The following is a 13,953-nucleotide window of genomic DNA, read 5'->3' as shown; positions in this document are numbered from 1 at the left end:
CCGCAGGTCCGTCCCCCGCCCGGACCGACGATCCGTCGCCAGGCAACCCGTCGCCGGGCAATCCGTCGCCAGGCAATCCGTCGCCGGGCAACCCGCCGGACCACAACCCACTCGAACGGGAACGCGCGCATCTGGCCGCCTCGCGTGCCGCGCTGCGCGCGATGCGCGCGGAGGCCGAGGCCCTCGACACCACCGACGTCGCGGCGAGTTGGGTGAGCGCCGAGGTGATCAGGGCGGACGTGGAGCGACGCATCAAGGCGCTCGCCGACCTCGCCGACGCCCCGCTCTTCTTCGGCCGCCTCGACTACGCCCTCGGCCACGGCCCCGGCGCCCACCCGTCCGATCCGGAAGAGAACACCCACCACGACCGGCACGGCGTCCGCCTCGACCACCGCTTCTACATCGGCCGCCGCCACGTGCACGACAAGGACGGCGACCCGATGGTCGTCGACTGGCGGGCACCGGTCTCCCAGCCCTTCTACCGGGCCTCCCGCCGCGACCCCCTCCACGTCGAGCTGCGGCGCCGCTTCGGCTGCACCGGCGGCGAACTCACCGCCTACGAGGACGAACACCTCACCGACCCGGCCGAGCGGTCCGGCCCCAGCGCCCTGCTGCAACGCGAGATCGAGCGCCCCCGCGTCGGCCCGATGCGCGACATCGTCGCCACGATCCAGCCCGAGCAGGACGAGATCGTCCGGGCCGCCGTCGACGGCAGCGTCTGCGTCCAGGGCGCCCCCGGCACCGGGAAGACCGCCGTCGGCCTGCACCGCGTCGCCTACCTGCTCTACGCCCACCGGGACCGGCTGGCCCGCACCGGCACACTGGTCATCGGCCCGAACGACTCGTTCCTGCACTACATCGAGCAGGTCCTTCCGGCGCTCGGCGAACTCGCCGTCGAGCAGACGACGGTGGACCGGCTCACCGCCCATGTGCCGGTGCGCGGCGCCGACGAGCCGGCCGCCGCCGTACTGAAGGGCGACGCGCGGATGGCTGAGGTGCTGCGGCGGGCCCTGCGCGCCCAGATCACCATGCCGACCGAACCGTGCGTTGTCGTGCGCGGCTCCCGCCGCTGGCGGATCCCCGCCGACGAACTGGCCGAGATGACCCAGGAGTTGATCGACCGAGGACTGCGCTACGGTGCCGCCCGCGAGGCCCTGCCGCAGCGCGTCGCGCACGCCGTCCTGCTGCGCATGGAACGCGCCGGCGAAGCCCCCGACGACCGGGTGCAGGACGCCGTCGCCCGGAACAGCGCCGTCAAGGCGGCCGTCCGTGCCGTGTGGCCGCCCGTCGACCCGGCCAAGCTGGTGCTTCGCCTGCTCTCCGACCCCGACTTCCTCGCCGAGGCCGCCGACGGCGTACTGACGGCCGACGAGCAGAAGACCATCCTGTGGGCCAAGCCGGCCCGCGGCGTGAAGTCCGCGCCCTGGACGCCCGCCGACGCCGTCCTCGTCGACGAGACGCGGGACCTGGTCAGCCGCACCCGGTCGCTCGGCCACGTGGTGCTCGACGAGGCGCAGGACCTGTCACCGATGCAGTACCGCGCGGTCGGCCGCCGCTGCAGCACCGGATCGGTCACCGTGCTCGGCGACATCGCGCAGGGCACCACCCCCTGGGCCACGCCGAGTTGGGCCGACGCCCTGCGACACCTCGGCAAGCCGGACGCCGTCGTGGAGGAGCTGACCCAGGGCTTCCGCGTGCCGCGCGACGTCATCGCCTACGCGTCCCGGCTGCTGCCGGCGATCGCCCCCGACCTGACCCCCGCGACATCCGTCCGGGAGTCCCCGGGCGACTTCTCGGTAATCCGCGTACCGAGCGACGAGCTGACCGCCGAGGTCGTCCGGGCCTGCCGGGCCGCGCTCGACCACGAGGGCTCGATCGGCCTGATCGCCGCCGACAGCCGGACGCCCGCGCTGACGGAGGCGCTGGCCGCCGCCGGGCTGCCGCACCTCGCGCCCGGCGAGGAGACCTCCCACCAGGCCCGCCTCACCCTCGTGCCCGCCTCCCTCGCCAAGGGTCTGGAGTACGACCACGTGGTGCTCGACGAGCCGTCGGCGGTCGTCGACGGGGAACCGGACGACCGCACCGGGCTGCGCCGCCTCTACGTCGCGCTGACCAGGGCGGTCTCCGGGCTGGCTGTCGTGCACGCCGCGCCCCTCCCGGACCTGCTGGCACAGGACGACACGCCCCCGGCGGGTCAGGAACCGGCCAGGTACTCCTCCGAGTCCACGATCCGGTAGGCGTAGCCCTGCTCGGCCAGGAAGCGCTGCCGGTGCGCGGCGAAGTCCTGGTCGATGGTGTCGCGGGCGACGACCGAGTAGAAGCGGGCCTCGTGCCCGTCCGCCTTCGGCCGCAGCACCCGGCCCAGACGCTGCGCCTCCTCCTGCCGCGAGCCGAACGTGCCGGAGACCTGGATGGCCACCGTCGCCTCCGGCAGGTCGATGGAGAAGTTCGCCACCTTGGACACCACGAGCACCGACAGTTCGCCGGCCCGGAACGCGTCGAACAGCTTCTCGCGCTGGGCGTTGCTCGTCTCACCCTTGATGACGGGCGCGCCCAGCCGTTCGCCCAGTTCGTCGAGCTGGTCGATGTACTGGCCGATGACCAGCGTCTGCTCGCCCGCGTGGCGGCGCACCAGCTCCTCGGTGACCCGCTGCTTGCTGCCCGTCGTCGCGCAGAACCGGTACTTCTCGTCCGACTCCGCCGTCGCGTACGCCAGCCGCTCCGACTCGCTCAGCGTCACCCGCACCTCGACGCAGTCCGCCGGCGCGATGTACCCCTGCGCCTCGATCTCCTTCCACGGCGCGTCGAAGCGCTTCGGACCGATCAGCGAGAACACGTCGGACTCGCGGCCGTCCTCCCGGACCAGCGTCGCGGTGAGGCCGAGCCGCCGACGGGCCTGGAGGTCGGCGGTGAACTTGAACACCGGCGCGGGCAGCAGGTGCACCTCGTCGTAGACGACCAGGCCCCAGTCCCGCGAGTCGAACAGCTCCAGATGAGGGTAGACGCCCTTCCGCCGCACGGTCAGCACCTGGTAGGTGGCGATGGTGACGGGCCGGATCTCCTTCTTCGTGCCGCTGTACTCGCCGATCTCGTCCTCGGTCAGCGAGGTCCGCCGGACCAGCTCGTGCTTCCACTGCCGCGCCGAGACGGTGTTGGTCACCAGGATCAGCGTCGTCGACTTCGCCTGCGCCATCGCGCCCGCGCCCACCAGCGTCTTGCCCGCGCCGCACGGCAGCACGACCACGCCAGAGCCGCCGTGCCAGAAGCCCTCGACCGCCTGCCGCTGGTAGGGCCGCAGTGCCCAACCGTCCTCCGCCAGCTCGATCGGATGCGCCTCGCCGTCCACGTACCCGGCCAGGTCCTCCGCGGGCCAGCCCAGCTTCAGCAGCGTCTGCTTGATCTGCCCGCGCTCTGAGGGGTGGACGACCACGGTGTCCTCGTCGACACGCGCTCCGACCAGCGGCTTGATCCGCTTCGACCGCAGCACCTCCTCCAGCACCGGGCGGTCGGTGCTGACCAGCACCAGCCCGTGCGCCGGGTGCCTGGTCAGCGTCAGCCGGCCGTAGCGGGACATCGTCTCCGCCACGTCGACGAGCAGCGCGTGCGGCACCGGGTAGCGCGAGTACAGCATCAGCGCGTCCACGACCTGCTCCGCGTCGTGCCCCGCGGCCCGCGCGTTCCACAGGCCCAGCGGCGTCATCCGGTAGGTGTGGATGTGCTCGGGGGCGCGCTCCAGCTCCGCGAACGGCGCGATGGCCCGACGGCACGCGTCGGCCTGCTCGTGGTCGACCTCCAGCAGAAGCGTCTTGTCGCTCTGCACGATGAGCGGACCGGTCACCTGCGGGCTCCTTCGGACGGACGGTGGGCGGACGTTCCAGTGTCCACCATCGCCGGACCGTGCGACTGTCCGATGCCGCCTCGCTCACGGCGGGCCCCGACGGACGACGCCTACTCCTCGGTGATCTCGGCGGCGCCGGTGACGCGGTGCAGCGGGTAGGTGCGGACCTCGTCGGCGGTGTGGTCGTAGGCGGTGACAAAGCCGCCCTCGACGCGGATCGGGGCGATCACCCGCTGGCTGGCGGCGCCGTCGGCGTTGACGTAGCCGATCCACACCGCGTCGCCGGTCAGCACCGCCGACTGCATCGTGGCGAGGGTGTCGGCGGACGTCGTGCGGGGGAGTTCGCCGGTGGGCGTCTGCCGGGGGGCCTTGGGGCGGTGCGGGGTGGTCGCGGCGAGGTCCCCGGCGCGGATGGCGCGCACCGCCGCCGTCAGCAGCCTGGCGTCCGGCCGGGGCGGGCCGTCCGGCACCGGCTCGGGCGCCGACCTGGGCGGGGTGCGGTGACCGGCCGGCCCGGCCAGTACGACCTCACCGGTCGCGGACTCCGCCGCCGGCGCGTAGCCCATCTCCCGCAGCCTGGCCAGCAGCACCGCCGGCTCCGCCTGCGCGGCCAGCACGGTCGGCGCGAGCAGCCGCAGCCGCAGCGGCTCCGACCGCCGGTCGGCCAGGACCTCGTTCAGCAGCGCGTCGTCCTCGCAGCGGACGTACGCGGAGGCCGCACCCACTCGCAGCCGGCCGTGCTTGCGGGCCACGTCGTCGACGAGGTAGGCCAGCGGCTGGGGCACCGGGGTGCGGGAGTGCGCGGCGAGGAAGTTGTGCAGCTCGGCCGCCGTCCGGCCGGTGTCCAGGGCGCGCCGCACCGACCCGGAGGTGAACCGGTACACCGTGGCCCCGCCCTTGGACTCGACCTCCGCCAGCACCTCCAGCGTCTCCGCGAGCGGACGCCTCAGCGGACCGGGTGCGACGGCGGTGAGGTCGGCCTGGAGGAGGACGTGGTCCAGCGGCTCGGGCAGCAGCGGGTCGAGCGCGGCAGCGGCCTTCTCGACGTCCGTGAGGGCCTGCCGCCGGTCACCCGCGGTCAGCGCGCGGGCGAAGGAGGCGAGCGCGCCACGGCCGGTGACGCCGAGCAGTTCCGCCTCGGCCAGCGTCGCCGCGCACACCCGTTGCCGCAGCTGGTCGGAGGCCCGGAGCGGCCGCTCCCAGCGCAGCCGCTCGGCGACGGCCTCCACGTCCGGGGCGGCGCCCGCCGGGAGCTCGGCGAGCAGCGTGAGTACCCGGTGCCGGAACGTCGGGGCGGCCGTACGGTCAAGCCCCGGGCCGAGCGCCGCCAACGTACGGCCCTTGGCGTCCCGGCCGCCGACCAGCGCGGCGACCCGGGTGGCCGGCAGCCAGGCGGCGACCAGCGCCGCCCAGCGGCGGGACTCCGGCAGATCGCGCCACTCGTCGTAGTACGGCGTCGGCGCGTAGCGCTCGTCGGCCTCCCCGTCGGAGGCCACCAGCCCGACCGCGTACGCCAGCTCGATCCAGAACGCCGCCTGCGACTCCGCCAACTCCAACGCGGACGCCGTCCGCGCCAACTCCCGGACGCCGAGGCCGCCCGCTCGCAGCACCGGCGGCGCCGACCGGGACCACTCCTTCAGCAGCTCCTCCACCGCCGTCAGGGAGGCCAGCGCCTGACCCGCGGCGGCCGCGTCCACCGACGCGGTCGGGAACTCGCGGCGGACCGGCACCTCCGGCGGGGTCGGCTCCAGACGGCGGTGCGCCCGCCCGTCGCGCAGGTGCAGCGCCACCTCGCGTGGCAGGACGACCGTGCGCGGGCCCGACCGCAGCAGCAACGCCCGGTCCAGCAGCCAGCGCACCGGCGCCGACGGCGTAGTGGAGACCTCCCCGTACGGCGGCCCCCACACCAGCTTCTCCAGCATCGCCGTGGCGGCGGCCGGCGCCTGCTCCAACAGGTCCGCGAGCCGGGAACGGTCGGTGAACAGCTCCCTGAGCGCCGCCAACGCGCTGACCGGGTCGGCCGTCGCCGGCAGGCCCGCGTCCGCCAGGATCTCCTGGAGCCGCGCGGGCGACATCCCGGCCGCCGCCTCCGACAGCGACGGCCCGAGACCGGTCGCGGACGGCTGCGAGGGGCCCGGCGCCAGCACCTCACGAGCCGTGCGCACCAGCCGCAGCCGGTCGTCCCCGCCCCAGAGCACGGCCCGGGCCCGTAGCGCGCGCAGGGCCTCCGGCAGCCGCTCCGCACCGCCGGGCAACAGCGCGGCCAGCACCTCCACCGGACACGGGTCCGGGGCCACCGCGAGTGCCTGCGCGGCCTGCAGGGCGAACTGGTCCAGCCCCTCCAACGCACGGGACACCGAGGCCCGGGTGCCGGCGCGGGTGGCGAGCTGCGTCAGGTCGGCGGGGACCGGGGAGAGCAGGTCCGGCCGCACCCGCAGCAGTTCCGCCAGGCGCTCGTCGGGCCAGGACCGCAGTTCGTCGGCGAGGGTGCGTCGAGGCACGCCGGTCTCGCTGGTCATTCGCACCACACTAGACGTTCTCGCGCTCCCGGGGCCCGGTGCGGCCGGTGGCGGAGACGCGCGCGACCGGGCGGCGCGGACACGGCGCGGCCGCCGAACGGGCCAACCGGCTTGCCGCGCGGTACCGTTGCCGACCGTGGGGATCGAGACCGAGCAGCTTGTACTGGACTACCTCAGCCGCGTCGGGGACCTCGCGCACGCGACCTCGATGACCGCCGCCGAGCGGGCCAGACTCGTCACGGGTCTGCGCTCCACCATCGACGCCGAGCGGGCCAGGACGGAGGGCGGTGCCTCCTCGCCGGCGGCCGTCCGCAAGATCCTCAAGGGGCTGGGCAGACCGGAGGAGATCGTCTCCGCCGCAGCGCGTGGCGGCGGCTCGCTTGTCCCCGGACCCCGCACCCGGACCGGCCGCGACGACTCCGGCTCGGCGGAACCGGCCGACGCGGGGTCGTTCGGGACGGGATCGGCGGCGGAGCCGGAGGGCACGCCCGGACGCGGCCTCGCGGACGCCGGCACGCCCCCGCACCTGGCCGGGATGGACGAGCTGAGCCCCGCCGAGTCCGACCCCACCTGGTGGCGGTCCGGCCCCGACCCGTACGCGCCCGCCTCGCCGGGGGGCGACGTCGGCGGCTTTGTCGGCGGCATCGAGATCCCCGAGATGCTGCGTCCGCCGCCCAAGCCCGGCGAGCCGTCGGCGCCAGGACTGCCCGGCGTGCCCGGTCAGGTCGGGCCGCCGGCGGAGGAGGCCGCGACCGAGACCGAGCCGCCGGCCGCGAAGCAGGGACTGCTCCACCGTCTTCGGCTGCGCGGCGGCGGCCTCGGCGGTGGCGGGCCGAGGGTCGGCGGTGTGGTCGAACTCGCCGCCGTACTGGCGCTGGTGGCCGGCGCGGTGCTCGGCAACGTGCTGGTGCTGGGCGCGGGCTGGCTGCTGGCCTGGTGGTCGCCGCGGCTGACCAGGCCGGAGGCGAAGTGGGCCGCGGCCGGTCTGCCGGGCACGGTCGCGTTCGGTGCCGTGATCTGGCTGTGGGGCCGGATGGACGGCCGCTGGGGTGAGCCCGTCGCCGAGGGCGCGATGCAGGAGGCGCTTCGGGAGACCTATCCGTGGGTGCTGCGCCTCGCCGCGGCGGCCAGCGCCGCGTTCCTCCTCTGGCGCGCCAGACGGCCCCGAGCCTGAGCGGGCCCGCCGAAGCCCCGCGCCTGAACGTGCCGCCGGTGTCAGGCGGCCGGGGCCGGGAGGTCGCCGAGGTGGGCCGTGACGCGGTCGCGCAGTGTCAGGTACTCGTCCCAGCGGCGCAACGGGCCCGGCGGGCGGGCAACCGCCCGGGCGTCGCGCACCGTCTCACCGCGCCGGAACTGCTCGCGTGTCAGGTCCAGCTCCACGCCGCTGGGCAGTCTGTTCCACCAGTGGAAGCCCCGCTGCTCCGTGTCCAGGAACACCTCGCCGACGACCAGCTCCCCGCCGAAGACGTCGTTGACTATCAGGGCCGTGATGTCGCAGTGGCCCCAGGAGGGATTGTCGGCGGACCACGGGACGCGGGTCACGTCGTCCGGCGAGCAGGTGTCAGCGGCCCAGCTCGCGCGCAGCGCCCGGTCGAGGTCGAGGAGGCTCCATGGCGTGGTGGTGGTCATGGCGCAAGCGTGGCAGCCGCCACTGACAGTCGCGCTGCGAGAATGGCGGACATGTGTGCCGCCGCGCTTCCGACGACGGTCGGGTTCGACCTCGACATGACCCTGATCGACTCCCGTCCCGGTATCCGGGCGACCTACGAGGCGCTGGCCGTCGAGACGGGTGTCGCCATCGACGCGGAGCTGGCGGTGTCCCGGCTCGGTCCGCCGTTGGAGCACGAGCTGGCGCACTGGTTCGCACGGGAGCGCATACCGGAGATGGTGGTGCGCTACCGCGCGCTCTACGAGGTGCACGCCTTCCGGCCGACGCTGCCGATGCCGGGCGCCGTGGCGGCGCTGGCCGCGCTGCACGAGGCCGGCGGCCGGTCGCTGGTGGTGACGGCGAAGAACGAGCCGCACGCCCGGATGCACCTGGAGCACCTGGGCATGCGGGCGGACGCGGTGGCCGGTTCGCTGTGGGCGGAGGCGAAGGCCGAGGCGCTGCGCGCGCACGGCGCGACCGCCCTCGTCGGCGACCACGTGGGGGACGTGCGCGGCGCCCGGGCGGCCGGGGTGACGGCCGTCGCGGTCGCGACCGGGCCGTGCGACGAGGCGGAGCTGCGGGCCGCCGGAGCCGACGTCGTGCTACCCGACCTGCACGCCTTCGGGGCATGGTTGAGCGAGGCGGCGCACGACGCACCGCCCGTCGCCCCACAAGCCACTGCGGGCTGACCGAGAAGCCGACCGGGAAGCCGACCGGGAAAACTGGCCGGGAAAGCTGGCCGGAAGCTGTCAGCTTTCGGCGGTTGTACGCGTGTGGCGGCGCTGCTCGAACACCGCGCGCAGCAGCCCGGCGCCGGCGAGCGCGAAGCCCACGCCCATCAACATGGAGACGAAGTACGCCGTCGGCGGGAACGGTTCGGTGCCGACGAAGAAGGGTACAAACGTCACCAACGTGGCGAGTGCGCCGATGACAAAGACGATTCCTCCCACTCTGACGAGCAGGTCGCCCGGCCGGCGCCCGGCGGCGGAGTCGGCGGACCGGGGGCGGAAATCGGCTGACAGGCGGGGTGCTTCCCCGGACACTGGTGTATTGCTCACCGGTCCAGGGTAGGCCGGGGGCAGGTACGACGCCGTAGCGGGCGGGGGCGTCTTGTCACCGGCCGCTGGGAGATTAATCTTGGAGGCGGCGGGTCATCGGACCCGCTGTCCTGTTATTCAGGGCAGACCAAGGCCGGATCGCGAGGACGCGGTCCGGCTTTCCGGACGAGTACGAGGACGAGGACAGACGTGCCTACCGGCAAGGTCAAGTGGTTCAACAGTGAGAAGGGCTTCGGCTTTCTCTCCCGCGACGACGGCGGAGACGTCTTCGTGCACTCGTCGGTGTTGCCCAGCGGGGTGGAGTCGCTGAAGCCGGGACAGCGCGTGGAGTTCGGGGTGGTCGCGGGCCAGCGGGGTGACCAGGCGCTTTCGCTGACGCTGCTGGACCCGACGCCTTCGGTGGCCGCCGCACAGCGGCGCAAACCGGACGAACTGGCCTCGATCGTCCAGGACCTGACCACCCTGCTGGACGGTGTGTCCCAGCAGTTGGAGCGAGGGCGCTACCCGGACAAGGCCCAGGGCCACAAGATCGCCGGCATGCTCCGCGCCGTCGCCGACCAACTGGACGTCTGAGCCGGGGAACGGACCGGCTCAGCCGGACGCGGTGGTCGTCCACGGCGGAAGCAGCGCGTCGGGGCCGAGGGGAGGTACCAGCCCCTCGGCCGCCGCGCGGGTCAGCAGCCCGCGCACGGCCGCGTAGCCGCTCTCGCCGAGGTCGGCGGTGAACTCGTTCACGTACAGGCCGATGTGCTGCTCGGCCACGGCGCGGTCCAGTTCCTGGGCGTTCTCCCGGACGTACTCGGCCGAGGCCCGCGGATCGTCCCAGGCCAGCCGCACCGAGGCGCGTGCCGCGTCGGCCAGGGCGGCCAGCCGCTCGGCGCCGAGCGAGCGTTTGGCGATGATCGCGCCGAGCGGGATGGGCAGACCGGTCGTCTGCTCCCAGTGCTCACCCATGTCGGCGAGTTCGTGCAGCCCGAAGCGCTGGTACGTGAACCGCGCCTCGTGGATCACCAGTCCGGCGTCGACCCGGCCGTCCCGTACGGCCGGCATGATCTCGTGGAAGGGCAGCACCACGATCTCCCCGACGTCGCCGGGCACCTCCTGGGCTGCCCAGAGGCGGAAGAGCAGGTACGCCGTGGACCGCTCGCTCGGCACGGCGACCGTGCGGCCGGTGAGGGAGATGCCGGGCTCGCGGGTGAGTACCAGCGGCCCGCAGCCTCGGCCGAGCGCCCCGCCGCACGGCAGCAGCGCGAAGTCCTCCAGCACCCACGGCAGTACGGCGTAGGACACCTTCAGCACGTCGAAGGGGCATCGCTCGCCCTGTTCCGCGAGCCCGTTGGTCACGTCGATGTCGGCGAGCGTCACCGCGAGCGGGGGAGCGCCCGGCACCAGTCCGTGCGCCCAGGCGTGGAAGACGAACGTGTCGTTCGGGCACGGCGAGTAGGCGATCCGCATTGCGTCGCCGGACACCGGCTGGTCGGTCACGTCGACTCACCCTCCCGCCAGTCCGCCAGGACCGGCATGATCCTCGTGAAAGCGTCGGACAGTTCCTCCAGCGCGTCGTGGACGCGCCAGGCGGCCCGGTCCCTGGGGCCGACGGAGTTGGAGACGGTACGGATCTCCAGCGCGGGAAGGCGCAGTGCGGTCGCCGCCTCCGCCACGCCGAAGCCCTCCATGGCCTCGCCGACCGCGCCCGGGTGGCGCGCGGCCAGTTCGGCGGCGCGCTCGGCGGTGCCGGTGGCGGTGGACACGGTCAGTACGGGGCCGAGCACGGCGCCCGCCGCCTTCGCGACCGCGCCGGCCAGCGCGAGCGGTACCGGGTGGCGGTCGGTGCCGAAGCCCAGCTCGGTGAGGGAGGCGAAGCCGTCGTGGGTCTGCGCGCCCAGGTCGGCGGCGATGATCGCGGTGGCCACCAGCGGTCCGTCGACGTGTGGGGCGAAGCCGCCGCCGATTCCGGCGGAGACCACCAGTCCGAAGGGTCGGCCGTCACGTTCGGCGAGGGCGAGCGCCCGGGCGGTGCCGGCGGCCGCCGCCGCGGGGCCGACACCGGCGGCCACGACCGCCACGTCCGGCGGGCCGGACGGCGGGCCGGACCTGGAGTCGGACGGCGGGTCGGCTGCCGAGTCCGCCGGCGGCTCGGCGCGCCGGCAGCCGCGCGTCACCGCCTCCCGTTCGGCCGGGACGGCGGTGACGACAAGGACGCGCATGCGGCGGCTTCCTGTTGGGAACGCGGCGGTCGACTCGGTGTGCGGCCGGGTGCCAGGCCCGGCGTGGGGGCTCAGCTCTCCTTGACGAGGGTGAAGTGCCACAGGCCGTAGAAGCCCTCGGCCTCCTTCTTGCCGGCGGAGTTGACCTGCGCGATGACCAGGTCGGTCTCCTTGGGCAGGGCGCTGTACCGCAGCTGGGAGCCGTCGAAGGTCTTGTACGTCTTGGTGGTGGGCTCCAGCAGCTCCTGGTTGGCCAGGAACACCTGCCAGCCCTTCTCGGCGATGTCGCTGTCCACGCCGAAGCGCAGGACGTCACCCTCGCCGAAGTCGATCTTGCGCTTGCCGTTGCCCTCCGCGCACTTCTTCAGCTCCTTCTCGGAGAGCTTCTTGCCGTCGTTCCAGCAGCTCGCCTCCGAGGTCACGGAGTCGGAGCCGATGGTGACCGTGGCCACCGGCGTCGGCTTCTCACAGCCGCTGAGGGCGGCCAGGGCGCAGACGGTCGCGCCGGCGGCAAGGGCGGTGCGGGCGGTGCGGCGGAACCGGCCCGTGGAGAGCATGCTCGTCATGCTGGCAATCTATCCTCCGCCGCCGGTCAGGCGACGCGCGGGTGCGGTGTGCCGCGCCGGGCGGCCGTCAGCAGCGCCCTTATGGTCGCCAACGTACCGGCGGCGACGATCAGCGCGGCCACCGACAGGCCCAGCGTGCCGAACAGCGGCAGCGAGATGCCCACCGCGCCGCCTACCACCCACGACATCTGCATCAGTGTCTCCGAACGGGCGAACGCGGACGGCCGTACGATCTCCGGCACGTCCCGCTGGATGAGCGCGTCCAGCGACAGCTTGCCCAGCGCCTGGCACAGCCCGGCGGTACCGGCCAGCACGGCCACCGCGACCGTGGTGTGCAGCAGCGCGGCGCCGACGGCCACGGTCAGCGTCAGCAGCATCACCACCACGATGTTCACCTCCGGCGCCCGACCCTTCACCCAGGCGCCGACGATCGTGCCCAGCGCGTTGCCCGCGCCGGCCGCGACGACCACCAGACCGAGCGAGAACGCCGCCGTCATCCCGGGGAACGGGTGCTCGCGCAGCAGGAACGCCAGGAAGAAGGTGAGGAAACCGGACAGCATCCGCACGTGCGCGTTCGCGACCAGCGCGTTCAGCACCGACGCGCCGACCGTGCGCAACCCGGGCCGCTGGGCCGCCCGGCGGCCGTGCCCCGGGGTGTGCCGCACCAGCCACGGCTCGGGCTCGCCGGCCGCCGCCGCGAGCTGGGCCCGCCGCTCGCCCTTCGCCGAGTCCACCGAGTGGGGGAGCGTGAACGACAGGAAGGTGCCGAGGACAAACACCGCCATCGCCGCGTAAAGCGGCCACTGTGGGCCGAGCTGGTGCAGCCCGGCGCCGATCGGTGCGGCCAGACCGGTGGCGATCAGCCCGGCGAGTGTCACCCGACTGTTGGCCTTGACGAGCGAGATGCGCGGTGGCAGGAGCCTGGGCACCACGGCCGACCGCACCACTCCGTACGCCTTGGACGCCACCAGCACGCCCAGCGCCTCCGGGTACAGCTCGAGGCCGCCGGTGGCGATGGCGCCGGCCAGCGCCAGCGCCAGCAGCGCCCGGGCCAGCATCGCCGCGGCCATCGCCGCCCGCCGACCGTGCGGCAGCCGGTCCAGCAGCGGGCCGATGACCGGGGCGAGCAGGACGAAGGGCGCCATCGTGATCGCCAGGTACAGCGCCACCCGGCCGCGCGCCTCGGCGGTCGGCACCGAGAAGAAGATCGTCGACGCCAACGCGATGGTGATCAGCATGTCGCCGGCGGAGTTCACCGCGTGCAGCTCGATCAGCTTGCCGAGGCCGCTCTCGCCGGCGCCCTGCGCGTGCGTCGCCTTCCGGACCTTTCGGGCGACGGCGGCCGGGGGGCGCCGGACGGCGCGCCCGAGGGCCCGAACCAGACCCCTCGGCCGTCCGGGCCCCCGATCCGACAGCGGTGTGGCGCCCACAGCGTTCAGTGTGCCCCAGTGGTCACGGCTTGACCCGCAACTTGGGCGGCCCGGCCCGGCCGTGCCGGTCCCCCCGTGGGGTAGCGTGGGAGTGCAGTGCGTCTCGCATGGTCCTTCATCACGGAAGGTGGGCGTCGCAGCGGCCCCTCGGTCCGCTCCGTCCCCGCGTCAGGCCAGGGAACGGCGGCGGCGCACGCGCGAGACGGCGTAGGAGAAAACGATTCTTGTGAGTGCTGCGATGCGAAGGCGTACCCCGGACCGGCTGTGCGCCGAGGCGGTCGAACTCGCGCGGGAGGCCGCCGAGGAGGCCGCCTGGCCGGGCAAGCCGGGCGACTACCTGGGCGCCACCGCCGACGACGACCGGGTCGTGACCCACTTCTTCGAGTGCCATGACCCCGGCTACCGGGGCTGGCGCTGGGCGGTCACCGTCGCCCGGGCGTCCCGCGCCAGGACGGTCACCCTCGACGAGACGGTGCTGCTGCCGGGCCCCGGCTCGCTGCTGCCGCCGGAGTGGGTGCCGTGGAGCGAACGGCTGCGCCCCGGCGACCTCGGCCCCGGCGACCTGCTGCCGACCGAGCCGGAGGACCTGCGGCTCGAGCCCGGCTACACCGGCGAGGACGAGCCGCCGCCCAACTCCGTCCTCGCCGACGAACGCGCCACCCCGGCCCCGCTGCCGCCCGCCGACAC

General features: G+C 74.2%; 13 protein-coding genes. 5 read left to right on the top strand and 8 right to left on the bottom strand.

Translation table 11 applies throughout. The features are described from left to right. Window positions 1–131: 131 nt before the first annotated feature. A complete protein-coding gene (locus FNX44_RS14755; protein ID WP_228449897.1) occupies window positions 132–2,237 on the top strand; it encodes a HelD family protein in 2,106 nt (701 codons plus the stop codon). On the opposite strand, the gene FNX44_RS14750 is transcribed toward FNX44_RS14755, so the two are convergent. Together FNX44_RS14750 and FNX44_RS14745 are read right to left on the bottom strand one after the other, a co-directional pair. Further along, window positions 2,195–3,838: a DNA repair helicase XPB gene (locus FNX44_RS14750; protein ID WP_143648696.1), complete on the bottom strand. Its 1,644-nt coding sequence runs from the start codon at window positions 3,836–3,838 to the stop codon at window positions 2,195–2,197. The genes FNX44_RS14755 and FNX44_RS14750 overlap by 43 nt on opposite strands. Window positions 3,839–3,948: 110 nt before the next feature. Further along, the gene (locus FNX44_RS14745; protein ID WP_143648695.1) at window positions 3,949–6,357 is read right to left on the bottom strand and encodes a helicase-associated domain-containing protein; all 2,409 of its coding nucleotides are present in this window, start codon (window positions 6,355–6,357) and stop codon (window positions 3,949–3,951) included. Window positions 6,358–6,493: 136 nt separating this feature from the next. On the opposite strand from FNX44_RS14745, the gene FNX44_RS14740 reads away from it, so the two are divergent. Next, the gene (locus FNX44_RS14740; RefSeq protein WP_143648694.1) at window positions 6,494–7,531 is read left to right on the top strand and encodes a hypothetical protein; all 1,038 of its coding nucleotides are present in this window, start codon (window positions 6,494–6,496) and stop codon (window positions 7,529–7,531) included. 41 nt (window positions 7,532–7,572) lie between these two features. Here FNX44_RS14740 and FNX44_RS14735 read toward each other — a convergent pair whose 3' ends face one another. Then, window positions 7,573–7,986: a YunG family protein gene (locus tag FNX44_RS14735; RefSeq protein WP_143648693.1), complete on the bottom strand. Its 414-nt coding sequence runs from the start codon at window positions 7,984–7,986 to the stop codon at window positions 7,573–7,575. Window positions 7,987–8,028: 42 nt separating this feature from the next. On the opposite strand from FNX44_RS14735, the gene FNX44_RS14730 reads away from it, so the two are divergent. Next, the gene (locus FNX44_RS14730) at window positions 8,029–8,694 is read left to right on the top strand and encodes an HAD family hydrolase (protein ID WP_143648692.1); all 666 of its coding nucleotides are present in this window, start codon (window positions 8,029–8,031) and stop codon (window positions 8,692–8,694) included. A gap of 60 nt (window positions 8,695–8,754) precedes the next feature. On the opposite strand, the gene FNX44_RS14725 is transcribed toward FNX44_RS14730, so the two are convergent. After that, window positions 8,755–9,027 carry a hypothetical protein gene (locus FNX44_RS14725; protein WP_143648698.1) on the bottom strand — a complete coding sequence of 91 codons (273 nt, stop codon included), beginning with the start codon at window positions 9,025–9,027 and terminating at the stop codon, window positions 8,755–8,757. Window positions 9,028–9,252: 225 nt separating this feature from the next. Here FNX44_RS14725 and FNX44_RS29705 point away from each other — a divergent pair, with 225 nt between their 5' ends. Further along, window positions 9,253–9,636 carry a cold-shock protein gene (locus FNX44_RS29705; protein WP_143648691.1) on the top strand — a complete coding sequence of 128 codons (384 nt, stop codon included), beginning with the start codon at window positions 9,253–9,255 and terminating at the stop codon, window positions 9,634–9,636. Between the two features lie 18 nt (window positions 9,637–9,654). On the opposite strand, the gene FNX44_RS14715 is transcribed toward FNX44_RS29705, so the two are convergent. The 4 genes from FNX44_RS14715 to FNX44_RS14700 form a co-directional block, all read right to left on the bottom strand. After that, window positions 9,655–10,518, bottom strand: coding sequence for a 1,4-dihydroxy-6-naphtoate synthase (locus tag FNX44_RS14715; RefSeq protein WP_153507295.1), 864 nt, complete (start codon window positions 10,516–10,518; stop codon window positions 9,655–9,657). 26 nt (window positions 10,519–10,544) lie between these two features. Beyond that, window positions 10,545–11,270, bottom strand: a complete 726-nt coding sequence (locus FNX44_RS14710; protein WP_143648690.1) for a futalosine hydrolase — start codon at window positions 11,268–11,270, stop codon at window positions 10,545–10,547. 71 nt (window positions 11,271–11,341) lie between these two features. After that, the gene (locus FNX44_RS14705) at window positions 11,342–11,836 is read right to left on the bottom strand and encodes a DUF2771 domain-containing protein (protein WP_143648689.1); all 495 of its coding nucleotides are present in this window, start codon (window positions 11,834–11,836) and stop codon (window positions 11,342–11,344) included. A 26-nt stretch (window positions 11,837–11,862) separates the two neighbouring features. Continuing rightward, window positions 11,863–13,266, bottom strand: a complete 1,404-nt coding sequence (locus FNX44_RS14700) for an MFS transporter (RefSeq protein ID WP_143648688.1) — start codon at window positions 13,264–13,266, stop codon at window positions 11,863–11,865. A 238-nt stretch (window positions 13,267–13,504) separates the two neighbouring features. Here FNX44_RS14700 and FNX44_RS14695 point away from each other — a divergent pair. Beyond that, window positions 13,505–13,953, top strand: a 449-nt coding sequence (locus FNX44_RS14695) for a DUF3027 domain-containing protein (protein ID WP_143648687.1), incomplete at its 3' end; no start/stop codon positions are given.

Source organism: Streptomyces alkaliterrae (assembly GCF_007097205.2).
In the GTDB taxonomy this organism is placed as follows: domain Bacteria; phylum Actinomycetota; class Actinomycetes; order Streptomycetales; family Streptomycetaceae; genus Streptomyces; species Streptomyces alkaliterrae.
The sequence above is the reverse complement of the archived record's forward strand: the minus strand, read 5'-3'. Positions and strand labels throughout refer to the sequence as shown.

Bases quoted from the DNA above. Each gene is read 5' to 3' on its own strand.
- FNX44_RS14745 (WP_143648695.1), bottom strand. From the start codon at position 6,357: ATGACCAGCGAGACCGGCGTGCCTCGACGCACCCTCGCCGACGAACTG.
- FNX44_RS14735 (WP_143648693.1), bottom strand. From the start codon at position 7,986: ATGACCACCACCACGCCATGGAGCCTCCTCGACCTCGACCGGGCGCTG.
- FNX44_RS14730 (WP_143648692.1), top strand. From the start codon at position 8,029: ATGGCGGACATGTGTGCCGCCGCGCTTCCGACGACGGTCGGGTTCGAC.
- FNX44_RS14715 (WP_153507295.1), bottom strand. From the start codon at position 10,518: ATGCGGATCGCCTACTCGCCGTGCCCGAACGACACGTTCGTCTTCCAC.
- FNX44_RS14710 (WP_143648690.1), bottom strand. From the start codon at position 11,270: ATGCGCGTCCTTGTCGTCACCGCCGTCCCGGCCGAACGGGAGGCGGTG.
- FNX44_RS14705 (WP_143648689.1), bottom strand. From the start codon at position 11,836: ATGACGAGCATGCTCTCCACGGGCCGGTTCCGCCGCACCGCCCGCACC.